Source organism: Amycolatopsis saalfeldensis, from assembly GCF_900110575.1.
In the GTDB taxonomy this organism is placed as follows: domain Bacteria; phylum Actinomycetota; class Actinomycetes; order Mycobacteriales; family Pseudonocardiaceae; genus Amycolatopsis; species Amycolatopsis saalfeldensis.
This window is the reverse complement of record NZ_FOEF01000007.1, coordinates 138,438-161,716: the sequence shown is the minus strand read 5'-3', so window position 1 is coordinate 161,716 and position 23,279 is coordinate 138,438. Positions and strand designations below refer to the sequence as shown.

Genomic DNA, 23,279 nt, shown 5'->3' with positions numbered 1-23,279 from the left:
CCTTTCTCAGCTGTCCGCGAGGGTGTGGCCGGCCCAGCCGTTGCCGATGGGGGTGGGTTGGCCGAAGGTGCCGGTTCCGGTGCCGAGCCATTGCCAGAGGGTGTTGTCGGTGGTTTTGATGGCGATGAGGTCGGCTTTGCCGTCGCCGTTGATGTCCATGGAGACGAGTTGGCGGTAGGCGTTCCAGCCGGTGCCGACTTGGATGGCGGTGGCGTAGCCGGTGGGGCTGCGTTTCCAGAAGTAGAGTTCGCCGGCGCTGCTGGTGGCCCAGATGTCGGCGTCTCCGTCGCCGTCCGCGTCTGCCGCGGTCTGCCGTGGCAGCGACGCCCAGCCCGAGCCCACGAGACTGCGCGCTGCGAACGAGCCCCCGCCGAGGCCGGGGTAGAGGTACATGTTGCCGCCGTCACGGGCGAGGATGTCCGCTTTGCCGTCACCGGTGACATCCGCGTACGAGATCCACTCGAAGCCGGACCAGCCGGGGCCCACCGCGACGGCCGAGGTGAACGTCCCGTCACCGTGGTTGTTCCAGTAGTAGAGCGTTCCGGCCTTGACGGCGAACAGGTCGGCCCAGCCGTCGGCGTTGGAATCGGCGACGCCGATCCGGGTGAAGCCGCTCCAGCCCGCCCCGAGCCGGATGCCGGTCCCGAAGCCGCCACCGGCCTTGCCCGGGTACATCGTGGCGACGCCGTCCGCGTCCACGCCGACAGCGTCGTCGTAGGCGTCCCCGTTGATGCTCTTCGCCGAGCCGTGCTGGCCGCCGCCGCAGTTCTTCGAGGTCACATCGCCGGCGGGATAAGGGAATCGGACGCCGGCGAACACCGCGGGCTGGATGTTGTCCGGGTACGGGCTCCCGTGCCGCACCTCGTAGTGCAGGTGCGGCTGGATGGCGTTGCCCGGCTTGCTCGTGTTCCCGACGTGGCCGATCAGCTGCCCCTGCGCGACGGTGTCCCCGGCGCTGACGGTCATGTCCCGCAAGTGCGCGTAGTAGGTGAAGTAGCCACTGCTGCCGTGGCTGATCTTCACCAGATTCCCGTACCCGTTGGCACTTCCCTGGTTCGCGGCGGTGGCGACCGTGCCGGCGGCTGCCGCGAGGACCGGGCTGCCGAGGTCGTCGCCGCGGTTGAAGTCGATCTCCCAGGGCGTCCGGTGCGCGCTGCTGTCCGGGTTGTTGCCGTGCCAGGTCTGCCCGCAGGGGAACGGCAGCTGGAACGCCGGTTCGGCGGCCTCCGCGGGTACCGCGACTCCGAGGGCCGCGGCGGCCGCCGCCAGGCCCGCGATGGCGTGTCTCTTCCAAGATCTCATCAGGACGCTTTCCTCCCGTGGCTGGATCCAGGGCACGGAGCCTGGCCCGGCGCGCTAAGGATTCGCTAACCCGGCCAGGGCGGAAGACGGGGCGTTTCCCCCAAATGGGCGCGGGCAACCCGGGGTTGAATGTGACACTCTATGGCTAAGTGTCAACTTAGGGGGCGGCATGAGTGCTGGGGAGCTGTTCTACCGGGTGCTGGGCGAGCCGGTGGCCGAGCGCGGGGGCCGAGAGCTGCCGCTCGGGCCGCCCCAGGCCCGCCGGGTCTTCGCGCTGCTCCTGCTCGAGGCGCCTCGTCCGGTCTCGCGCGATCGGATCGTCGACGAGCTGTGGGGTGACAACCCGCCGCCGTCGGCCAGGGTGCAGGTCCAGGGCCTGATCTCGGGGTTGCGCCGCGCGCTGCGGCCGGCGGCCGGGGACCAGCCGATCGTGACCAGGGGAGCGTCGTACCTCCTGGAAGCGCGGCCGGAGCAGACGGACACCGGGCGGTTCACCGAGCTGAGTGCGGAGGGCCGGGAGCTGCTGGCCGCGCATCGGTTCCCGGAGGCGGCCGAACGGTTCCGGGAGGCGCTCGCGCTGTGGCGCGGCCCGGTGCTGGCCGGTGTCCCGGCGGCCCCGGAGGTCGCTGCCTACTGGGGTGATCTGCGGCTCGCGGCGGTCGAGGACCGCATCGATGCCGACCTCGGCCGCGGCGAGCACGATCGGCTGGTGCCGGAGCTGCGCGACCTGCTCGGCGCGGCCCCGTATCGCGAACGCGCGTGCGGGCAGCTCATGACGGCGCTCGCCCGGGCCGGCCGGATCGCCGAGGCGCTGGAGGTCTACCGGAGGTGGCGCGACCGCCTGGTCGACGAGCTGGGCATCGACCCGTCGCCCGCGATCCGCGCGCTCCACGAGGAGATCCTCCGTGACGGCGCGGGGCTGGCGGCCCGGGATTACGCGGTCCGCTCGGGGAATCCGGTGCCGAGCCAGCTGCCGCCCGGCATCCCCGATTTCGTCGGCCGCGGGGACCTGGTCGCCGAGCTGCTGGCCGAGCTGGCGCCGGACCCCGCGCGGGGCGCGCCACCCGTCCTCCTGCTGACCGGCGCCGGCGGCATCGGCAAGACCTCGCTGGCCGTCCGGCTCGCCCACCGGGTCGCGGACGGCTATCCGGACGGCGCGCTGTTCGCGTTCCTGCGCGGAACCACGAATGAACCGCGCTCGCCCCACGCCGTCCTGGGCGGGTTCCTGCGCGCGTTCGGCGTGGCGTCGGACGCGGTCCCGGCCGACCTCGACGAGAGCGCGGGCCTGTTCCGCAGCCTGGTGCACGGGCGCCGGGTGCTGATCGTCCTCGACGACGCCGCCGGCGAGGCCCAGCTGCGGCCCCTGCTGCCCGCGGGCGCGGGGTGCGCGGTGATCGTGACGAGCCGGTTCGCCCTCACCGGCCTGGAACAGGGCCGCTGCGTGCCGGTCGATGTGCTGTCCGACGCCGACGCGGCAGCGCTGCTCGCTCCGCACGGCGACGTCACTTCCCTTGCCGCGCATCAGGTCCTGGACTACTGCGGCGGTCTCCCGCTGGCGTTGCGGATCGTCGGCAGCCGGATCGGCGACCGTTCCGGCTGGCGGCTCGCCGACGTCGCCGCCGAGCTGTCCGTCGAACGGAAACGGCTGGACTGGCTGCGGGCCGGGGACCTCGCGGTCCGCAGCAGCGTGGCGCTGGGCTACCGCCAGCTCGCACCGGAGAGCCGCCGGCTGTTCCGGCGGCTCGGCCTGCTGCCCGCCGCGGACTTCCCCGCCTGGGCGGCCGCGGCCGTCACCGGCGGCGAACCCGGCCCGGCCGAGGCGGCGCTGGAAGACCTGCGCGCCCGGCACATGGTCCAGCCCGCCGGGCGCGCCGGCCGGATGCCCCGCTACCGGGTGCACGACCTCCTGCGGTCCTTCGCGATCGAAGAAGTCGCGGCGGAGCCGGAGCACGAACGCGCCGCCGCGACGGAAAGCGCTCTCAGCGGCTGGCTGTGGCTGGCCGAGGAAGCCGCGAACCGGATGCCCCACAGTGTTTTGCGGCCCCCGCCCGGCAACGCGAGCCGTCGAAGACCGTTCGGCGAGGTGGCCGAGCCGATGTCCTGGTTCCACACCGAGCTGCCCGCACTGGAAGCCGCCGTCTCACGCGCGGCGGACGCGGGAATGGGGGAGACGGCCTGGGAGCTCGCCGTCGTCACCTCGTCCTACTTCGACCACAGCGGCTTGTATTCCGAATGGTGGCGATGCCACCAGCGGGCCCTCGGCGCGGCCAGGGCGTCCGGCTGCGAACGCGGTGAAGCGGCGCTGCTGCGCGGAATCGGCCAGATCCACCTCTACTGGGACGACTTTCCCGAGGCGACGCGGACGCTCGAGGAGTCGTACCGGATCAGCGAGCGGATCGGCGACCCCGGCGGGATGGCCCGGGCCCTGACCGGCCTCTGCGTCGTGTCCCGCTCGACGGGGCGCCCGGGGGAGTCGCGGACGCGGGCCGCGCGGGCGCTGGAGATCTTCACCGGCATCGGCGACATCCTCGGCATGGCCCACCTCCAGACCTCCCACGCCGTCGCGAGTATCCACTTGGGACGGCTCGACGAGGCGGAAATGGCGCTGGACAAGGCCTGGCGGCTCTGCGTCGAACTCGATGACCCGCATCGGATGGCGCTGGTCCTGCGCCGGCAGGGCCAGCTCCAGCTGCGGCGCCGCGACCCCGAGGGCGCGATGTCCTGCCTGCGGCGCGCGCTGGAACTGCTGGAATCGATGGCGGACGAGCTCTGCGCCGCCCAGGTCCGCCTCGACCTCGGCCGCACCTACACGACCCTGGGCGAGCGGCAGGCCGCGGCCCGGGCCCTGATCGACGCGTCTTCGCACTTTACGACCGCGGGGAACCGCAGCAGCGCCGCGGCCTGCGCGCAACTGCTCGACTCCTTGGCCTGACCCCGCGCACTCGGCGGCAGGGTCCGGCGACCGCGGCCGTTCGCACTGGTGGATCGTGCGGCCGGAAAGGCGGCGGACTCGGCGGCAAGGTTTCTTCAAGGCGCCGTCGACACCGTGGTTCACGGAACCCGTCCGATCTCCGGACGCGTCCGTCATCACCACGGGAGGCACCGTGAAGAAGCTCCGTCAGCGGGCCCTCGGTGTCGGCGCCACGACGCTGGCGCCGGTATCGCTGGCCACCACTGCGGCCGAGCAGCTGAGTTTCCGGACGGCAGCCGGCTATACACCGGCGACAACCGGTACTTCCCCCAGCACAGCGGTCGTCAGGCGGTAGCGCCGACCGGTCCCGGTGTGCCCCGGGTAGTATTTCCGACTCGCGATCGAGGGGAGCCGGCGGAGTGGCACGTCTTCAGGTCGGCTGCGCGATGTGGACCCACAAAGCGTGGTCCGGGAGGTTCGTGCCGCAGTCGCTGCCGGCCGGGGAGCGGCTGCGGGCGTACGCCGGGTGGTGCAACGCGGTCGAGGGCAATACGACGTTCTACGCGACTCCCGCCCGGGCCACCGTCGAGAGCTGGGCGCAGCAGACCGATCCCGGTTTCCGGTTCGTGGTCAAGCTGCCGAAGGCCGTCACGCATGAGCGCCGGTTCGTCGGGGTCGAGGCCGAGATGCGGGCGTTCCTGGACGCGATCGAGCCCCTCGGCGAACGGGCGGTCCTGTGGACCCAGTTGCCCGGCTCGTTCGGCCCGTCGGAGGTCGACGCACTCGGCCGCTTCCTGCGCCGGCTCCCGGCCGGCCGTCGGCGTGCCGTCGAGGTGCGGCACCCCGGGTTCTTCACCGAGGCCGGCTCGACGCCGCTGGAGGGGGCGCTCGCCGGGGTGGGGGCCGAGTGGGTTCCGTTCGACACCACCGTGTTCTTCCGGAGCCCGCCGATCAGCGAGGCCGAGCAGGAGGCCTGGGGCAAGAAGCCGCGCCTGCCGCGGCGGACGCGGGCGTTGACCGACCGGCCGGTCGTCCGTTACCTGGGCCGGGATTCGGTCGAGGAGACGGTCGAGGGGTGGCGGCCGTGGGCCGAGGTGGTCGCGGGCTGGCTGCGCGAGGGCCGGTCGCCGACGGTTTTCCTGCACACTCCCGACAATGCCGACGCGCCGGCGCTCGCCCGCCGGTTCCACGACGACGTGCGAGCGCTGGTGCCCGGCCTCGACGCACTGCCCGAGCCCGCGCCGGTCGAGCCCGCGACCCTGTTCTGAGCGAGGTCAGTGGGTCGCGCAGCAGGAGTTGCGGCTCTCCTCGACGTAATGCGGTTCGTGCCACCAGAAGCGGTCGTTGGCCGCGGGGGCGACGACCGGGGCGAGTGCCCGGCTGGTCGCGATGGCGGGCGTGGCCGGGGTTTCGAACGGCTCGAGCAGATCGCCCACCGTGTGATGCCGCCCGGCCGCGACGACGGACCGGACGTTCGCGGCCTGGCTGATGTCGGCGAGCGGGTTGCCGCCGAGGACGGTCAGGTCCGCGTACATGCCCGGCGTGATCCGGCCGAGCGGCTCGCCCAGGAACCGGCCCGCGGCGCTGGTCGCGGTGACCAGCGCTTCGTACGGGGTCAGCCCGTAGGCCACCATCGCGCGCAGGTTCAGGTGCGTGCTGACCGCGGTGTGGTCGATCGGCGAGTCCGTGCCGGTGACGACCAGCCCGCCGCGCCGGATCATGGCGGCGATCTGCTGGACCTGGTGGGCGAGGTTGCGCCGGTTCGCGGTCTGGTCGGTGGTCTTCGCCGTGGCCGCCGCGGCTTGCAGCGACGCGTATTCCCACGACGGGTACAGCGTGCGGACGCGGTGGTCCTCGACGAGGCTGGTGTCGTCGGCGAGCAGGGTCGCCGAGACGAACAGGGTCGGCGTGCGGGCGGCGCCGGAGGCCGTGAACAGGTCGATCACGTCCTGGTATCCGGTGCCCAGCGCGGTCACCGTGCGCGAGTAGCCGAGCCGGCTGGTGGCGCCGATGTGCTCCATCCCGTCGCTGCCGAAGCCGAATGACGGGTAGCAGTAGTGCGAGGTCGCCGGGATGTTCCGCTGATGCGCCCAAGCGACGACCTGCTGCTGCCACACCGGGGGCAGCCGGACGTAGCACTTCATCAGGTCGTAGTCGAGCGCTTCGGCGCGCTGCAGCTCGAGCGCGAGCTGGTGGTCGTCGTAGGTCGGGCGCATGAAGTTGTAGAAGATGCGGGAACCGTCGATCGCCTCACCGGTGGCGAAGTACCGCGGCGCGAGACGGGCGCCGGACTGGACCGATTCGCGGTCCTCGACCATGTGATACGCCGGGCTGCCGGGCGACCGGGTGGTGGTGAAGCCGAGCGAAAGCCACAGCCGGCCCTGCCGGTCCCCGTAGGAGTAGCCCTGCATCTCGCGGTGGTTGTGCAGGTCGATCAGGCCGGGCACGACGACCCCGTCGCGGGCGTCGACGACCTCGGCGTCCCAGCTGTCGCGATCCGGTCCGACGGCGGTGATCCGATGCCCGTCGACGACGACGTCCACATCGGACCGCAGCGTGTGTTCGACGCCGTCCCAGAGCCGGCCCGCGCGCACGACCGTCCGCCCGCGGGTGCGGAAGTTGGTCCAGGTGAGTCCGGTTCGGACAGTGCGCGGCGGACCGCCCTCGACGCCGACCAGCCGCAGGACGCCGTTGCTGAGGTAGAGCAGCTCGCGGGAGTTCCCGTGCCAGCTGGGGGCGTCGGTGACCTCGGTGGTGAGCTGCCGGGGCGAGCCGGCCGGGGTGCCGTCCGGGTGCACGTCGAGGACCCACAGCACGCTGCCGGCGGCGAACGCCATCCGCTTGCCGTCAGGGGAGAACAGCGGCCCGTCGTCGCCACGGGTCTGGATCGACCGGCCCGGCAGCGCCGGGACGTAGGTGCCCGCCCCGGTCGCGCGGTCGACCAGCAGGATTTCGCTCAGCCCCTCGCGGAACCGGGCCGAGTACGGTCTGATCGCCGCCAGCGCGAGGGTCCGGCCGTCGGCGGACCAGCTCGGCCGGCCCGGTTCGAAGGTCGCCGTGAACACCTTCCGCACGGCCCCGGTGGCGACCTCGACGGTGTACAGCGCGCCGGTCTGGTCGAGGAACGCCAGGTGCGTCCCGTCGGCCGACCACGAGCCGGAGACCGCGGCCGCGCCGGGCAGGTTGGTCAGCTGCCGGTCGGTGCCCGCGGCGAGGTCGCGCAGCCAGATGTCGAGCTTGCCGGCGCGGTCGGTGGAGTAGGACAGGTACCGGCCGTCCGGGGACCACGCGGGATCGCTCTTCCACCACTGGTCCCGGGTGAGCGGCCGCGGCGCCGAGCCGATCTTCATCAGGTAGATGTCGTTGAGCGCGCGGAAGGCGACCTGGCCGCCGTCCGGCGAGAGCACCGGGCTGCCGATGCCGACGACCGGTTTGGCGGTGCTGGAGTCGAAGTCCCGCCGGCGCTTGCGGTAGCGGGGGCGGACGACGTCGACCGTCGCGGCGAACGGGATGCCGGTGACCGCCGGGCCGTCGAGCGAACGCCGCCGGATCGTGCCGTCCGCGACGTAGACGTACTCGCGCGCGCCGTGCCAGGACACCGGGAACGGGGCGATCTCCTCGCCGGTGAACAGCGGCTTCCCGGCGCGCACCAGGTGGGTGTCGCCGTTGGGGGACAGGCGGTAGTAGACGAGGTCGGCACCGTCCGGCGTCCACTCCGGACTGTGCACGACCTGCCCGGCCGGCACGGTGACGGCGGTGGTGCGGGTGCCGTCGGCCACGGTGACGACGTCGATGCGCGAGCCGGCGACGACGAAGGCTGCTTTCGTGCCGTCCGGTGACCAGGTGGCTTCGTATTCCTCGGCCGCCGTGTCGGTCAGTGGCGAGATGACGCCACTGCCGACGTCGAGGGTGAAGATCCCGTAGCTGCCGCCCGCGGCGTCGGAAGAGAAGACGATTCGCTTGCCGTCCGGGGAGTAGCGCGGCTCGCGGTGGTCGAACGGCCCGCTGGTCAGCCGCCGCGGGTCGGCGCCGCCGGCCGCCGGGACCGTCCAGAGGTGGAAGTTGCCGTCGCGGTAGGACTGGAACACCAGCGCCGAACCGTCCGGGGACCAGTCCGGCAGCGCGATGTCGAACAGGTCCCCGGTGAGCCGGCGGGCCGGCCCGCCGGTGGCCGGCAGCAGCCAGAGCACCCCGGCGACGTCGATCGCGATCTTCGTGCCGTCCGGGGAAAGGCGCGCGGTCATTCCGGTGCCCTGTCTGAGGGTCACCGCCGTTCCCGCGGATTCCACCGGAACGGCGGTTGCGCCTTCGGCCGCTTCGGCGGTTTCCGTGAGCGCCACACCCGAAACGGCCATCGCGCCGGCCAGGAATCCCCGCCGATTCAATCCAGCCATGCGAACCTCTCCCCAGAGTGCCGACCATCCGGTCACTTCTTTACACCGCGGGCGATCATCACGTCCAGCACGGAGCGGCAGCTGGCTAGGCTGTGCCGGGTGGAACCGCTGACCGCCGTCGCGATGATCGCGACGAAGTACGGAGTCTCCGCCCTGATCGGCGCGCTCTCCGGGAACCAGGACCTGTCCGGCCTGGCCTCGGAGCTGGTGGGCACGCTGGTGGCGTCCGAGGACCGGCTGGGCGAGCGGCTCGGCACGATCGGCCGGCAGCTGGAGGAGGTGCTGGAGCAACGGTATTCGACCGCGATCGCCGCCGGCCAGCGCACGCTGCTCGACGCCGCCGCGACACCGGACCCGCTCGTGCGAAGCGCCGAGCTGACCCGTGCGAGGGACCTGTTCCGCGACGCCGCCGCCTCGGCCAGGACACCGTTGCAGGTCGCGGTGGCCGAGCGGTACGTGGTGCTGTGCGCCATCGCCCTCGGCCGTGAAGACGCGGCGCGCACCGCACTGGGCCTGCTGGACAAGTCCGCCCTCGAAGCCCTGCTCGGCGCGCTGCCGCTGGCCGGCCCCGAAGCGCTCGACCTGGCCCGGACCCAGCTCGCGAGGTCGGGCCGGGCGGGTTCCCGGTTCCGGCGCGAAGAGCGGGCCGACGAGCTGGCCGCCACCATCGTCGACACGGCAGCCGGCGCGGTGCAGCTCGCCCTCAGCCTGTTCAAGGAGTCCCGCGCCCTCGCCGAGGCGCTCGGCTACCGGCCGGCGCCGGAGCCGGACGTGGACTTGGTGTGGTTCGAACAGGCCCGGCAGTACGCGCGGCCGATCAGAACCGCGCAGGTACTGGTCCAGCCGGTGTCGCCGGGACTGCTGCGGTTCGGGCCGCTGTCGGTGATCTGGGACGACGGCCCACCCCCGATCACCCCGGCCGCCCCGATCGCCCCGATCGCCCCACTGCCCCCGCTCCCCCCGATGGAGGACCCGAACGATCCGGCCGAACTCGCGCGGCGCATCGAGGCGAACAATGCTCGGATCCTGGAGCTGAGCGCTCGGATACAGGAGACGCAGGCCGGCATTGATCGGATACAGGAGACGCAGGCCGGCATTGAACGGCTGATGCGCGAGTTTTTCCAGCCGTTTCCCACACCGGGTGTGACCGTGCGGGCCGAACCGGCGCTGTCGCTGCCCCTTCGCCTGGCCCTGCCGGCCGAACACATCGTCCTCGACGCCGGAGCGCGGGAGGCCCGGCTCGGGCCGGCGGCCCACGGCGCGTCCACTCCCGGCCAGTTCGCTGAGTATGCGTTGAGGGTGAACGAAACCCTGGTTTTCAAAACCTGTCTCGCCGGGACAACGCCCCGGTGACGGCCCTCGTCGGCCGCGTGGGCGGCCGGCGGGCGCTTGTGTGAGCCCGAAGAGGCGGTCTAACGTCCTGCGCGGCTCATGACAACGGTGTCAGGCATGCGAAACACGGCGAGGTGACATGCGGTCAGCGCGGTACTCAGCAGCCCGGCACAGCATCAGAAGCCGATGGGGGACAGTCGCGCTCTGCGTCGCGCTCAGCGTGGGGGGAGCCGGGGCCGCGAGCGCGGAAACCCCGCAGGCAGCGGTGCCGGGGCCGGGAACCGATCTGACGAAGCTGGTCAACCCGTTCATCGGGACCGAGAACGAGGGGCTGGACTTCCCCGCCGCGGGCGCGCCGTTCGGGCTGGTGCAGGAGAGCCCGCTGATGAAGACCGCCGGCGGCACGGGGTGCGACAGGGAGTCCGCCGGCACGGTCACCGGGTTCAGCCAGACGACGATCAACGGGTGCCGGTTCAACTACCTGCCGATGATGCCGACCACCGGGGCGGTGACTTCGACCGATCCGGCGCAGTACGCGTCCACCTTCAGCCATGCCAACGAAACGACCGGCCCGGACTACTACCGGACGCAGCTCGACAAGTACGGCGTGACCGTCGGGCTGACGGCGACCGCGCGGACCGGGTGGCAGCAGTACCGCTTCCCGCGCACGAGCCAGGCGAACGTGCTGTTCAACGCCGGCGCGGGCGTCACCGATTCCGAGATCCACGTGGTCGGCGACCGGACGGTGGAGGGCTGGGTCGAGGATTCCAAGAAGACCTACTTCGTCGCGCAGCTGAGCCGGCCGTTCACGTCGTATGGCACCTGGAAGGGAACCGATCGGACCCCGGGTTCCCGGGACTCGGCGGCGAAGGGCGCCAACGGGGCCTGGCTCACGTTCGACACGACGCAGGACGACGCCCCCGTGGTCGCGAAGGTCGGGCTCTCCTTCACCGGGCTCGACGGCGCGCGGAATAACCTCGCCACGGAAACGGGCAAGCTCGGGTTCGACTTCGACGCCGCGCACCGGGCTCTGAACGACCAGTGGAACACGATGCTGCACAAGGCCGCGATCGGCGGCGGGTCGCACGACCAGCAGGTCGCGTACTACACGGCGCTGTACCACTCGATGCTCGATCCGAACCTCATCGGCGACGTCGACGGCCGCTACGTCGGGGCCGACCAGAAGATCCACACGGCCGCCGGCTACGCGCCGTACAGCAACTTCTCGCTGTGGGACACCTTCCGGACGCAGAACCAGCTGCTCGAGATGCTCGTCCCGAAGGTCGCGCACGACATCGACATGTCGCTCCTCGCGATCGCCCGCGAGGGCGGCGCGCTGCCGCGCTGGTACCTGGAAGACCAAGAAGGCAACATCATGACCGGCGACCCGGTCACCCCGTTCCTGGTCGAGGGCTGGTCCAAGGGACTGCTCACCGGGGCGGACGCTCAGGAGGCCTACCGATACCTGCGGGCAAACGCCACTGAGGTGCCGCCCGCGAGTGTCCGCGAGAACGGGCGCGCCGGCGTCGCGTACTACGCCGAGCGCGGGTACATCCCGTACGGCCTCAACATCAAGCCGAACTCCGGCTGCTCGGGCGGAACCGGCGGCAACTGCTGCCCGACCAAGAGCAACGACAACGACTGCTACTACGGCACATCGTCCACATTGGAGTATGCCGCGGCCGACGCGTCGCTGGCGTTGATGGCGAAGGGGCTGGGCCACGCGTCCGACGCCGCGATGTTCGCGAAGCGCGGGCAGTCGTACAAGAACATCTTCGACACCCAGACGCAGCAGTTCCGTCCGCGCACCGCCGCCGACGGCACCTGGCTGACGCCGTACGACCCGGTCACCAGCGACCACGCGTTCCACGAGCAGAACGCGAGCCAGTACCAGTGGCTGGTGCCGCAGGACCCGGCCGGGCTGGTCGGCCTGCTGGGCGGCAGCGACCGGACGACCGCGCGGCTCAACGACTTCTTCGCCTACAACGATCTCCTCGCCGACCCGGCGGGCACCGCTCGCAAGACCTGGGTCAGCGGCCCGTACGACTACTACGATTCCACCAAGTACAACCCGAACAACGAACCGAACCTCGTGGCGCCGTACCTCTACGCGTGGACCGGGCAGCCCGGCAACACCGCGACCGTGGTCAAGGCGCAGGAAACCCTGTACACGAACACCCCCGGCGGGATTCCCGGCAACGACGACATGGGGGAGATGTCCTCCTGGTACGTGATGTCCTCGCTGGGCCTGTACCCGACGACGAGCGGGGCGAACTTCGACGTCCTGACCACCCCGCAGTTCCCGGCCGCCCAGGTGCGGATCGGCGATTACGGGCGGACGCAGGGCGGGACCCTGACGATCTCCGCGCCGGGCACCAGCATGAGCAACCGTTACATCGCGTCGGCGGCGGTGAACGGCCGGGCTTGGGGCAAGGCCTGGGTCGGCCAGGCCGACATCGCCCACGGCGGTCGCATCGATTACGGGCTGAGTGCCAAGCCCACCGCGTGGGCGACGAACACGAAGGACGCGCCGCCGTCGATCGACACGACGCCGAACCCGCAGCACCAGCTGAGCGCCGACGTCGGTCCTGACCAGGTAGTGATGGACTCGACGGCTGCGCTGCCGTCGCAACGGCAGGTCGACGTGACGCTGCTGGCCACGGCTCCGCGCACCGCACGCATCTCGGTGACCGCTGCGGCGCCGAAGGGCTGGTCGGCGTCCCTGTCCACCGCGGCGAGCACCGTTGATTCGAACGGCCTTCCGGCTCAGGCGAACGTGAAGTTGCGGATCACCGCGCCGGCCGGGACGGCAGCGGGCACCTACCCGGTGTCGGTCACCGCTTCGCTGCCCGGAGCCGCTTCGGTCAAGAAGACCGTCACCGTTGTGGTCCAGCCGGCCGGGAGCTGCGCGATCCGGACAGACGCTTCGTGCGCGGTCGATCTGAGCGCTGCCTACAACAACGACGGCGTCGCCAGCCTCGCCGCCCCCGGCGAAGGCGACTTCGACGGCACGGGCGTGAGTTACGCCGCAGACCAGCTGCCCGCGCCGGGCCCGGTGACCTTCGGCGGCGTCACCTACGAAGCCCCGCCGACCGACGGCGCCAGCCGGAACTTCGTCAAGTCCACCGGGCAGGCGCTCGCCCTGCCGTCCGGGCGTTACGGCAGCCTCCACCTCGTCGGCGCGTCCGACAACGGCAGCACCGGCGCCGCGTCGGCCACCGCCGTCGTCACCTACACCGACGGCACCACCGCGACGGTCCCGCTCGAACTCACCGGCTGGGCGAACAAGGCCCCGGACTTCGGCAACACCGTCGCGCTGACGACCGCGTACCAGCTGAAGGCCGGCACCGGGAAGACGACCACCAAGGCCTCGCTCTACGAGACGACCGTCCCGCTGGACTCCGGGAAGCAGGTCAGCTCCCTGTCCCTGACGGCCCCGTCCGTGCCGGCCTGGGTCGCACCCGGATCCGGCGGCCTCGACTGGCAACGCAACAGCGATCTCGAGATCTACGCGATGACTTTGCAGCACTGACCCGATCACCCGGCTTGCCAGCCGACGCAAGCAGCCGAGGACGTTCCGACGCGGAACGCGCAGGACACCTTCCTCACCAGGCCCCACGCCGCGGCAGGCACCGTTCACCCATGCTCAGCCGGACCACATCAAAGGCGCGGAGGAGATGCGGGCCCGCACCGGAGCGGAGATCCTCATCCACAAGGCGGACGCGGACTGGCTGCTCAAGGCCGGCAAGGAGCTTTCCGCCCTGTTCGCCGAGCCGGCCTCCGGGCGCTAGGGCGGGCCGTTTCCCTTGCGTGGCTCGAGGTCTGGCGGCGATTCGATCGTCAGCGGCGCGGGGCCGGTGACCTGGTTCAGCCGGGTCAGGGTGCGGTCCAATTGCCCGGCCAGCTGGGGGATGGTGCCGGCGGGGAGGTAGGTGTCGGCGCCGGCGTCGAGGAGGCGGCGGAGCGGGCCCTCGTAGCTGATTCCGAGTTCCTGGTCCTCGATCTCCGCGATGACCACCCTGGCCTTCGGGAACTTCGCCCGGAGGCTCGCGATCAGCTGGGGGCTGACGGGCGGGATCAGCAGCACGTCCACGCTTTCGGGGGCCGAGTGCAGGTCCAGCACCAGGTAGTCGGGCCCGAGCTGGGCGGACAGCGACACCCGGGCCGACGCCGACAGCTTCATCGCGGTGGCCACGAGCGTCACGTTCTCTTCGGGGAATGACCCGCGCCCGCTGGCTCCCGGGTCGCTGATTCCGGCGTGGAACGCGACGGCTGCACCGGAAATCGTGGCGATCGTGGTGCCATCGCTGACGATGCGCAGGTCCTCGCCCGGGCGGAGCGCGCGGATGAGCGACCGGACGTCCTCGGGAAGGCGGTCGGCGTCGATCCACCGCGCGGCTTGATCTCCCGTCATCTGGCCCGGACCGGCCCCGGCGGATTCCCCATGGGAACCGATGCTCTCACACCGGCCGGTCCGTCGTGGCAGCCGCGATGAAGCGGGTCCAGCCGGCGCGGCGGACTCCGCCCGGCGTGAGGTCCCGCAGGCGGGTGACGAGGTGGTCGGCGACGGCGGCCTCGGTCGTGCGGGTCAGCGCCATGGACCGGGGCGAGCGGATGCGAGGAAACCGGACGCCGTCAGGGCGAGCAGCCGTGGTCACTCGGCCGACTGTATCGAGCGGGGGCCTGCTCGAGCGGCCGAGATCGCGGCGGTCGACGTGCACGACAAGCCGCTCGAGATCGCGGCCGCCTTCGGAGCCACGAGGGTTCTCAAAGCCACCGACGCCGAGGCCATCGCCGGCGCCACCCGCGGTGGCACGGTCGGCCTGCCACCGAGGGGCGACCAGCCGGTCCCGGTGGCGTCGGCGATCACGAGGGAAAGGCTGGCCGGCTCGTTGCGCTTCAACAATGCGATCGACGAGGAGATCACGGCCTTCGCGACCGCCGCCGATGCTTCGGTGTCCGGCAAGGTGCTCCTCGCGTTCTGAACCGCCGCTGTCCCGCGCAATGCGCTCTTTCCGGACAGACCCACCGAAGTCCTCCGATGTTGTCGTGTGGCACCGGACACGAGCGGGCCGGTGAGGGGGCGGGGCTTGCGAAGATCGAGTAGTGAGCACGGAACCTTCCAGCGGCGAGAAGCCAGGCGCGCAGGTTCGCCGGGCGAGCGGCGGCGGGGTGGTGGCCGCGCGTGGCTGAGGAGTTCCGGCTGCGCTCGGTGGCCGTCGCGGTGTATGGGCCGGCCGCGTTGTTCGGGCTTGCCGAGGGTGCGATGCTGCCGGTCGTGGCACTGAGCGCGATCGACCGCGGGGCCACGACGCCGGTCGCGGCGCTGATCGGGGCGCTGCTCGGGATCGGGGCGCTGGCGACGAACATCCCGGCGGGCATCCTCGCGACGCGGGTCGGCGAGCGGAAGTCGATGCTGCTCGCCGCGGCGGTGTCGGCCGTGGGACTGGTGCTGTGCTTGGTGAACATCGGCACGGGGCCGGGCGCGCTGGTGCTCTACGGCGCCGGAGTACTGCTGATCGGCGCCGCGAGCGCGGTCTACAGCCTCGCGCGGCAGTCGTACCTGACGGAGTCCGTGCCGCTGCACATGCGGGCGCGCGCGTTGTCGACGCTCGGCGGGACGATGCGCGTCGGGCTGTTCCTCGGGCCGTTCGCCGGGGCGGCGGTCATGCAGTTCTGGGGCCAGTCCGGCGCGTACTACCTGAGCCTCGCCGCGGTGCTCGCCGCCGGCGTCGTCGTGTACCGGGTGCCGGACCTGGAGACGACCGCGGAACACCGCGCGGCCGCGGCGGCGATCACGACGTGGGGGATGATCAAGCGGAAGTGGCGCGTGTACGCCACCTTGGGCGTCGGGATCCTGCTGCTGTCCGGGATCCGGCAGACGCGCCAGACCGTGGTCCCGCTGTGGGCGGCCCACCTCGGCCTTTCGCCCACGGCCAGTTCGCTGATCTACGGCTTCGCCGGCGCGATCGACGCGCTCGTGTTCTACCCGGCGGGCAAGGTGATGGACCGGCACGGCCGCCGGTGGGTCGCGGTGCCGTCCGCCTTCGTGCTCGGCGCTTCCTTCGTCCTGATGCCGCTCACGCACGGCGCGGTGCTGCTGGCCGTCGTGGCCATGGTGATGGGGTTCGGCAACGGCGTCGGCTCGGGCATCGTGATGACCCTCGGCGCCGACGTCTCCCCGGCCGTGGGCCGCCCGACGCACATCGGCGTCTGGAACGAGCTGGCCGACGTCGGCTCCGGCCTGGGCCCGCTGCTGCTCGCCGGCGTGACCGCGCTCGCCGGGCTGGGGTTCGGGATCGTCGTCAGCGGACTGGTCGGCTTCGCCGCGGCCGGGGCATTGTGGACGTGGATTCCGCGGCCCTCGCGCGGACTCCGCCCGGCCGCCGTGCGAGGCCCGCCGCCGTGAGAGCGGCCGGCTCCGGCGTGATGGCGCGTCGGCTCAGCGGGCGACGGTGGTGGCGATTAGGTCGTGGCCCAGTTCCGGGTGCAGGGCGCCGGTGCTGTCGAGGTGGGCGTCGCGGAACCACGTCTGGTCGGCTTCCGGGTGGGGGCCGACCACGCCGACCTTGCCCTTGCCGTACGGGGTGACCGCGGCGGCGACGGCGCCGGTCGGGTAGGTCGCGAGGATGGCCGCCGGGGCGCCGGCGTTCAGCTTGAACACCGGGCCGTCCTGGAAGTACAGCTCCTGGCGGACGCCGCGCCAGGTCACCGTCAGGACGGTGTCACCGGTCGAGCGCAGGTGCGCGCCTTGCGAGCCGACGTACTGGTCGGTGTCGCCGGGAAGGAGGCCGAAGCCGGGCGTCGCGCCGGCGAGGTAGCCGCCCAGGCAGAACCCGAGGTAGTTCCCGCCGCCGCGGACGTACGCGCGGATGTCGTCGGCGTGGTCGCGCATCTTCCGCCACGCCGGGTCGAGGCTGCCGCCGCCCGGTTGCGCGTAGAGGGCGGCCTTGGCCAAGGATTCCGCGGTGAGCGGGTATTCCTCGTCGGGGCCGGTGTAGGCGACGCGGTACTGCGAACCGAGCAGGGCGGCGACCGCTTCGGGACAGCCTTCGGTCGACGCCGGCCCCCGGTAGACCAGCGCGAGCGGCCGCGAATCGGGCTCGAACACCGTGATCCCGACCGCGGTCAGGCCGGCCGCGCCGGTCAGGATCCCGGCGCCGAGGAGGAACCGCCTCCGGTCCATCAGACTCCCTCCCCGGCCGGCGCACGCCGCAGCCGCGGCGGCCGCCACCCGGTTTCGGCCCACCGCCGCGCCCGCGACGACAGGGTGGCGACCAGCGCTTCGAGCGGCCCGCGGCCGGCGGTGGCCCGCCAGCCCAGGCCGATCAGCAGCACCGCGACGACCTGCAGCACGTACCCGGTGCCCGCGCTGTAGATGTCGTAGTCGGAATTGAGGAACATGATGTGCGCGGTGTAGAGCGTGAGCGTCATTCCGCCCGCCGCGGCCAGGGGCTTCTGGACGGCGGCGATGATCCGCCGGGGCCGCTTCACGGTGACGTGCCCGGCCAGCAGCATCAGCCCGAGCAGCGCGACGGCGGCGCCGATGGTGCCCAGCAGGTCCGGGGTGGTGCTGGTGTGCGGCGCGTCGACGGCCAGCCACCACCAGGTGACCGTGGGGACGGTGCCGTCGCCGCCGAGGTTCAGCATCTCCTGGGTCTCCGGCCCGGTCAGGGTGCTCTGCGGGATGGTCGCCAGAATCTGCGTGAGCCCGCCGTAATGGTTGAGCAGCAACCAGGACACGGTCGCCGAGACGACCGCGAGCGCGGTCCCGCCGGCCAGCAGCCAGACCGCGACCTTGACCCGGGACAGGGTCAGCCGGCCGAGGCAGATGCCGGCGCACAGGTAGGCCATCCAGGGCAGCGCGGGGTATTCGCCGGTGATCGACAGCTCCGAGAGCAGGTCCACCGGATGGTGCAGCAGATAGCCCAGCGTCGGGTTCAGCAGCGTGGCCTCCGGCAGCCGCGCGAGCGCGAAGTGGCTGAGCACCGGCACCCCGACGGCGACGGCGGCGCCGGTCACCGCGACCGCCCAGGTCGGCAGGAACACCACCGGGATCGACAGCAGGAACATCACCGCGTAGTACGGCAGGATCACCGCCCCGAGCGAGGCGTCGGTGTAGCCCAGCGCGAGCCCGATCGCGAGGACCGCCAGCGCGCGGGCGGCCAGCGCGGCGACGGTCGGCATCCCGTCGGCGGCGCGCACCCGCCGGCGGCCGGTCATGAACGCGATGCCGACCCCGGCCAGCACCGCGAACGTCGCCGCCGCGCGGCCGCCGAAGACGGCGAACGACCAGGTCGGGTGGCCCTGGGCGTCGGACTCGTACAGCGAATGCACCGCCATCATGCCGAGCAGCGCGACCCCGCGGGTGGCGTCGACCCCGGCGAGCCGGGCCTTCACCGCCCGCCCGCCATCACGGCGTCGACCAGCTCGTGCGCGGCGGCCTGCCCGGGCGCGGGCACGGCCAGGCCGGCGTCGGTGAACCAGTCCTCGGTGGCCTCCGGATGCGGGCCCGCGACGCCGACGCGGCCGGCGCCGAACGGCACGGCCAGCGCGGCGATGAGGCCGTTGCGGTAGGTCGCGACGACATCCGCCTCGGCGCCCTCGCGCAGCCAGAAGTACGGGCCGTCCTGGAAGAACAGCGTCCGGCGCCGGCCGCGCCAGCGGACGTCGACCAGCGCGTTGCCGTCGGTGTCCAGCTCGGCGCCCGCGGAGCCGATGTACTGGTCGGTGTCCCCGGGCAGCAGGTCGAATCCGGGCGTCGCGCCGGCGAGGTAGCCGCCCAGGCAGAACCCGAGGTACCGCCCGCCGTCCCGGACGAAGGAGCGCACCTCGTCGGCGTGCTTGCGCAGGTGCTTGAACGCCTTCCTCAACGTCCCGCCGCCCGGTTGCGCGTACAGCGTCGCGGAGTCCAAAGCAGACTGTCCTAACGGGATCCGTTCACGCGGCCCGACGTAGCGGACGTCGAAGTCCCACGGGCTTTCCCCGAGGAATTCGGCGACGGCCTCCGGGCAGCCTTCGATCGTGGCCGGGCCGCGGTAGACGAGCGCGAGCGGCCGGTTCACGAGACGGCTCCCGCCGTGCTCAGGCCCTGCGCGGGAATGCCGTGCCAGCGGGTGCCGGGCGGGAGGTGCTCGCCCTTCATCAGCAGCGACAGCGAACCCAGCGACACCTCCTCGCCGACCACAGCGTCGTACAGCACGATCGCGCGCGTGCCGACCGTCGCGCCGGGCTCCACCCGCACGTGGGACATCTTCATCACGCGGTCCTCGAAGAGGTGGGTCTGCAGGGAGGACTCGGTGCCGACACAGGCGTCGTCGCCGATCCGGACCAGGTCGAACTCGGTCAGGTAGGTGGTGCCGATCCAGGTCCGGCGCCCCACCGACACCCCGAACCAGCGCAGCAGCGGCGGCAGGAACGGCGTGCCGACGAGCATCTCCATCCCGGCGGGCACCGCGGCGGCCTCGTAGAGCCCGGTGACGAGCTCGGCGCGGCGCACGAACCTGCTCCACAACGGCTCCACCCGCGGTCGGTAGCTGCCGATGAGATTCCGTTTCGTGGCCGCGCAGAACCCGATCACCGCGAGGCTCGCGGCGATCGCGACGACCGGCGAGACGAACGCCGGGATGGGCAGGTCGTTGCCCCCCGCGAGCCCGGACAGCGTGAGCAGGTAGAGGTAGAAGCTCACGCCGAGCAGCGCGGCCGGCAGGGTGGCGCGGCAGAATTCGATCGCCAGCCGGTGCGCCACGACCCGGCGCGGCGGCCGGAACGTCTGCTCCTCCGGGAACGAACCGCTGTCCTGGCGCTGCGGCAGGTGCATGGCCGGGGAGCCGAGCCACGACGTGCCGTCCGGCACCCCGTCGTGCGGCGGGACCGTGCTGACGCCGACGAGGGAGCCGTCACCGAGCCGGGAACCGGCCGGGACGAACGCGGCGTTGCCGATGAACGCCCGGCTGCCCACCACGGTCGGCAGGAACGCCATCCGCCCGTTGGCGAACGTCGCGCAGCCGACGCTGGCCATGTCCGCGACGAAGCTCTCCTCGCCCAGCGTCAGCAGGTCCGGGTCGAGGTGCGCGGCCGTCGAGACCTCGGCGCGACGGCCGATGCGGGCGCCGAGCAGGCGCAGCCAGGGCGTCGTGTAAAGCGTGGCGTACAAAGAGTTCGTGAATTGCAGGCTGAACTCCAGCAACTTGTCGGAGACCCACTTGCGCACGCCCAGCCAGCTCCGCGCCGGATGGATCCCGACCGGGACGCGGGGGAGCACCAGCCGCTTCCCGGCCGCGACGACCACGCACACGGTGACCACGAAGACCGGCCCCGCGGCGAGCGTGGCGACGATCCCGGCGAGGACGCCGTAGCTCAGCAACGCCCACCAGACCAGCGCGACGCCGGGGATGATCATCGCGATCGCGCCGACCTCCAGGCCGAGCAGCCCGGTGAACGCGGCGAAGTAGTGGTCGACACGCCAGCCGCGCAGCCGGCTTTCGGCGGCCAGCATGGTTTCCGCGGCCTGTTCGAGCTCCGCCGCCGGCGCGGCGGGACAACCGCTCCAGCGTTGCCCGGCGTGGATGGTGCCGCCCTCGCCGAGCACGGACTGCTCGCCGAGCGCGGATCCCGCCGCCAGCGTCGTCCCGGGTTCGAGGACCGCGTTCGCCCCGATGAAAGCGTTGTCCCCCACGGTGATCGGCGCGACGGTCACCCAGCCGTCGGCGACCCGCCACGGCCGCAGGACCACGCCGTAGCCGATCGAGGCGTTCCGGCCGATGCGCACCAGCGGCGGCAGGGTGATCGAGCTGGTCGCGATCGTGCTGCGGCCGCCGACGCGGGCGCCGAGCAGCCGCAGGTACGCCGGCATCAGCGGGGAGCCGCTGACCACCGGCATCGGCCCGATCGCGAGGATCAGGTCCAGCAGCCACAGCCGCAGGTAGGTCGGCCCCCACAGCCGGTACCGGCCCGGCCGGATCCCGGCGGCCAGCGGCCGGGCCAGCAGCAGCGGCACCAGCCAGCGCACGCCCAGGTAGCTGACCAGGATCGCGATCAGGAGCTGCACCAGCACCGACACCGACACGTCGCCGTCGTTCTGGGTGTACACATAGGACACCGGCAGGGTGATCACCAGCAGCAGCAGGTAGATCGCGACGAGCTGGAGCGCCCCGGCGCCGGCGATCCGGCGGCTGCGGTGGCGGATCGCGGCCGGGCGATCGGGCACTTCGGCGCCGGCGCGCCCGGTGTCCGCGAGCAGCGCGGCCATCCCGCGGACCGTCGGGTTCGAGTAGAGGTCTCGCACGGCGGTGTTCGCCCCGGCGGGCTGCTGCCGCAGTGCCGAGACGACCCGGGCCGCCAGCAGGGAGTGCCCGTTGAGTTCGGCGAAGAAGTCCGCCTCCACCGACAGGCTGTCCTCTTCGATGCCGAACACCTGGGCCCAGACCGCGCGCACCTGCGTTTCGAGTTCGTTCGCGGGCGGCACGACCGGGCCGCTGGTGAGCGCCAGGCGCTGCCCGGTCGGCGCCGGGAGCCGCGTGCGGTCCACCTTGCCGCTGGGCATGGTCGGAAGCGAGCCGAGGAAGTCGAGGTACCCGGGGACCATGTAACCGGGCAGCCGGTCACGCGCCGCCGCGTGCAGCCGCCGGACCAGGTCCTCGCCCCGGTTTCCGTTGCCGCACACGACATACGCGACCAGCTCCGGTTCACCGCCCTCGGCCACCGGCTTCATCGCGGCGACCGCCTCGGTGATCTCCGGGTCCTCCATCAGGACGCTCTCGATCTCGCCGAGATCGACGCGGTGGCCGCGGATCTTCACCTCCGCGTCGGCGCGGCCGAGGTACTCGATCTCCCCGCCGGCCGTCCAGCGGCCCAGGTCGCCGGTCCGGTACAGCCGCCCGCCGGCGGGGGCGAGCGGGTGCTTGACGAACCGGTCCGCGGTCAGCTCCGGCCGGCCGGCGTAGCCGCGTGCGACGCCGGGGCCGCCGAGGCAGATCTCGCCGACTTCCCCGTCGGGCACCGGGTGGCGGTCCTCGTCCAGCAGCACGACCGTGTAAGTCGGCAGCGGCTTCCCGATCGTCACCGGCCGGCCGGGCAGCAGCTCGCACCAAGTCGCGGTGACGGTGGCCTCGGTGGGGCCGTAGGTGTTGAGGATCCGCCGGCCGGGGCGGCTCCAGCGGTCGACCAGCTGGCCCGGGCACGCCTCGCCGCCGACCAGTATCCCGCGCAGGAGCGGGAGTTCGCGCGGGATCGTGGCGAGCAGCGTCGGCACGCAGTAGAGCATCGTGACCCGGGCCTGCTCGAGGAAGTCGGCCAGCTCGCCGCCCAGCCGGCGGGAGTCGTTCGGGCCGGCCACCAGGGTGGCGCCGACCGACCAGGTCGGCCAGATCTCCTCGATGGAGAAGTCGAAGGAGATCGTCATGCCCTGGTAGACGCGGTCGGTCTCGCGCACGTCGTAGATCCCCGGGACGACGTCGAGGAAATTGGTGATGCTGGACTGCCCGACCTCGACGCCCTTGGGCCGGCCGCTGGAACCGGAGGTGTAGATGACGTAGGCGACCGGGTCTTCGGCTTCGTCGCCGGCCGGCCGCTGGGGCGGCGCCGAGGCGATGGCGGCGGCCGCGGTGTCCAGTTCCAGCACCGCGCAGCCGACTTCGGCCGCCCGCACCGCATCGGCGGCCAGATCGGCGGTGGTCAGCAGCAGGTCGGCGCCGGCGTCCTCGGTGATGTAGGCGATCCGGTCCGGCGGCGAGGCCGGGTCGATCGGCACGAAGGTGCCGCCGGCCTTCCCGGCGGCGAGCAGCGAAACGTACGTGTCGAGCGAGCGCTGCACGAGGATCGCGATCCGGGCGCCGGTGCCGAGCCGCCCGCGGAGGTGCTGCGCGAGCCGGTTCGCGCGGGCGTCCAGTTCGGCGTAGGTCAGGGTGGCGCCTTCGCACTCCACCGCGATCGATTCCGGAACCCGGTCCGCGGTGGCCTCGAAGACGTGATGGAGTCTTCTTCGGGGCGAGCCCCCGGAGAAATCGGGAATACCGGAAATATCGGGGACCAGCGCCGGTGGTTCGAGTTCCGAATTCGGGTCCAGCCCGATCCCGGCGATTCCCTGATACACGAAACGATGCCCCTCGTCGGTGAAGTTCGGTCGACGACAGTCCCCATCGAGAATTCATTCGTCGGTGTTACACGCCGGGAAAAATCTCGGAAAGTCGTCGGCGTGAGCATAGGGACCACCCGGATCACCGCCAACGGCGCTCGAACGGGTGAGATCATCCGTTACGCGTGGTTGTCACCGATTCGACGCCCCGGTCGCCTCCGCGAATCCGATCGCGTTAGGTGACGATTTCGCCGGTGGTTAGCCT

General features: G+C 72.1%; 14 protein-coding genes. 6 read left to right on the top strand and 8 right to left on the bottom strand.

Going from position 1 to position 23,279, the window contains the following annotated elements:
• Positions 1 to 6 precede the first annotated feature (6 nt).
• Positions 7 to 1,302, bottom strand: coding sequence for a VCBS repeat domain-containing M23 family metallopeptidase (locus BMY97_RS18185; protein WP_091618055.1), 1,296 nt, complete (start codon positions 1,300 to 1,302; stop codon positions 7 to 9).
• Between the two features lie 169 nt (positions 1,303 to 1,471).
• Here BMY97_RS18185 and BMY97_RS18180 point away from each other — a divergent pair, with 169 nt between their 5' ends.
• Both BMY97_RS18180 and BMY97_RS18175 read left to right on the top strand, forming a co-directional pair.
• Positions 1,472 to 4,234, top strand: coding sequence for an AfsR/SARP family transcriptional regulator (locus BMY97_RS18180; protein ID WP_091618054.1), 2,763 nt, complete (start codon positions 1,472 to 1,474; stop codon positions 4,232 to 4,234).
• 425 nt (positions 4,235 to 4,659) lie between these two features.
• Positions 4,660 to 5,481: a DUF72 domain-containing protein gene (locus tag BMY97_RS18175; protein WP_091618053.1), complete on the top strand. Its 822-nt coding sequence runs from the start codon at positions 4,660 to 4,662 to the stop codon at positions 5,479 to 5,481.
• A 6-nt stretch (positions 5,482 to 5,487) separates the two neighbouring features.
• Here the strand turns inward: BMY97_RS18175 and BMY97_RS18170 are convergent, their stop codons facing one another.
• Complete coding sequence (locus BMY97_RS18170; protein ID WP_091618052.1) at positions 5,488 to 8,607, bottom strand: amidohydrolase family protein; 3,120 nt, start codon at positions 8,605 to 8,607, stop codon at positions 5,488 to 5,490.
• 99 nt (positions 8,608 to 8,706) lie between these two features.
• On the opposite strand from BMY97_RS18170, the gene BMY97_RS47085 reads away from it, so the two are divergent.
• Positions 8,707 to 9,960, top strand: coding sequence for a coiled-coil domain-containing protein (locus tag BMY97_RS47085; RefSeq protein ID WP_091618051.1), 1,254 nt, complete (start codon positions 8,707 to 8,709; stop codon positions 9,958 to 9,960).
• 244 nt (positions 9,961 to 10,204) lie between these two features.
• A complete protein-coding gene (locus BMY97_RS18160; protein ID WP_245787374.1) occupies positions 10,205 to 13,471 on the top strand; it encodes a GH92 family glycosyl hydrolase in 3,267 nt (1,088 codons plus the stop codon).
• Positions 13,472 to 13,726: 255 nt separating this feature from the next.
• Here the strand turns inward: BMY97_RS18160 and BMY97_RS18155 are convergent, their stop codons facing one another.
• Both BMY97_RS18155 and BMY97_RS46005 read right to left on the bottom strand, forming a co-directional pair.
• On the bottom strand, positions 13,727 to 14,353 hold the full coding sequence (locus tag BMY97_RS18155) for a response regulator (RefSeq protein ID WP_091618049.1): 627 nt from the start codon (positions 14,351 to 14,353) through the stop codon (positions 13,727 to 13,729).
• Positions 14,354 to 14,399: 46 nt separating this feature from the next.
• Entirely contained in the window at positions 14,400 to 14,597 is a 198-nt protein-coding gene (locus BMY97_RS46005; RefSeq protein ID WP_143086222.1) for a hypothetical protein, read from the bottom strand.
• Positions 14,598 to 14,654: 57 nt separating this feature from the next.
• Here BMY97_RS46005 and BMY97_RS18150 point away from each other — a divergent pair, with 57 nt between their 5' ends.
• Positions 14,655 to 14,924 (top strand): MDR/zinc-dependent alcohol dehydrogenase-like family protein, encoded by a 270-nt coding sequence (locus tag BMY97_RS18150; protein ID WP_091618048.1) that lies wholly within the window; start codon positions 14,655 to 14,657, stop codon positions 14,922 to 14,924.
• Positions 14,925 to 15,124: 200 nt separating this feature from the next.
• A complete protein-coding gene (locus BMY97_RS18145) occupies positions 15,125 to 16,348 on the top strand; it encodes an MFS transporter (RefSeq protein ID WP_218156801.1) in 1,224 nt (407 codons plus the stop codon).
• A 33-nt stretch (positions 16,349 to 16,381) separates the two neighbouring features.
• On the opposite strand, the gene BMY97_RS18140 is transcribed toward BMY97_RS18145, so the two are convergent.
• From BMY97_RS18140 to BMY97_RS18125, 4 genes are read right to left on the bottom strand one after another with little or no spacing between them, the layout of a single operon-like run.
• Positions 16,382 to 17,125: a BPL-N domain-containing protein gene (locus BMY97_RS18140; RefSeq protein WP_091618209.1), complete on the bottom strand. Its 744-nt coding sequence runs from the start codon at positions 17,123 to 17,125 to the stop codon at positions 16,382 to 16,384.
• A complete protein-coding gene (locus tag BMY97_RS18135; protein WP_245787373.1) occupies positions 17,125 to 18,339 on the bottom strand; it encodes a heparan-alpha-glucosaminide N-acetyltransferase domain-containing protein in 1,215 nt (404 codons plus the stop codon). Before BMY97_RS18135 ends, BMY97_RS18140 begins: the two co-directional genes overlap by 1 nt.
• Positions 18,336 to 19,004 carry a BPL-N domain-containing protein gene (locus BMY97_RS18130; RefSeq protein ID WP_091618047.1) on the bottom strand — a complete coding sequence of 223 codons (669 nt, stop codon included), beginning with the start codon at positions 19,002 to 19,004 and terminating at the stop codon, positions 18,336 to 18,338. Before BMY97_RS18130 ends, BMY97_RS18135 begins: the two co-directional genes overlap by 4 nt.
• Complete coding sequence (locus tag BMY97_RS18125) at positions 19,001 to 23,032, bottom strand: Pls/PosA family non-ribosomal peptide synthetase (protein ID WP_245787372.1); 4,032 nt, start codon at positions 23,030 to 23,032, stop codon at positions 19,001 to 19,003. The genes BMY97_RS18130 and BMY97_RS18125 overlap by 4 nt, the downstream gene beginning before the upstream one ends.
• Positions 23,033 to 23,279: the final 247 nt, after the last annotated feature.

Bases quoted from the DNA above. Each gene is read 5' to 3' on its own strand.
- BMY97_RS18140 (WP_091618209.1), bottom strand. From the start codon at position 17,125: ATGGACCGGAGGCGGTTCCTCCTCGGCGCCGGGATCCTGACCGGCGCG.
- BMY97_RS18155 (WP_091618049.1), bottom strand. From the start codon at position 14,353: ATGACGGGAGATCAAGCCGCGCGGTGGATCGACGCCGACCGCCTTCCC.
- BMY97_RS18170 (WP_091618052.1), bottom strand. From the start codon at position 8,607: ATGGCTGGATTGAATCGGCGGGGATTCCTGGCCGGCGCGATGGCCGTT.
- BMY97_RS18185 (WP_091618055.1), bottom strand. From the start codon at position 1,302: ATGAGATCTTGGAAGAGACACGCCATCGCGGGCCTGGCGGCGGCCGCC.
- BMY97_RS18175 (WP_091618053.1), top strand. From the start codon at position 4,660: ATGTGGACCCACAAAGCGTGGTCCGGGAGGTTCGTGCCGCAGTCGCTG.
- BMY97_RS18180 (WP_091618054.1), top strand. From the start codon at position 1,472: ATGAGTGCTGGGGAGCTGTTCTACCGGGTGCTGGGCGAGCCGGTGGCC.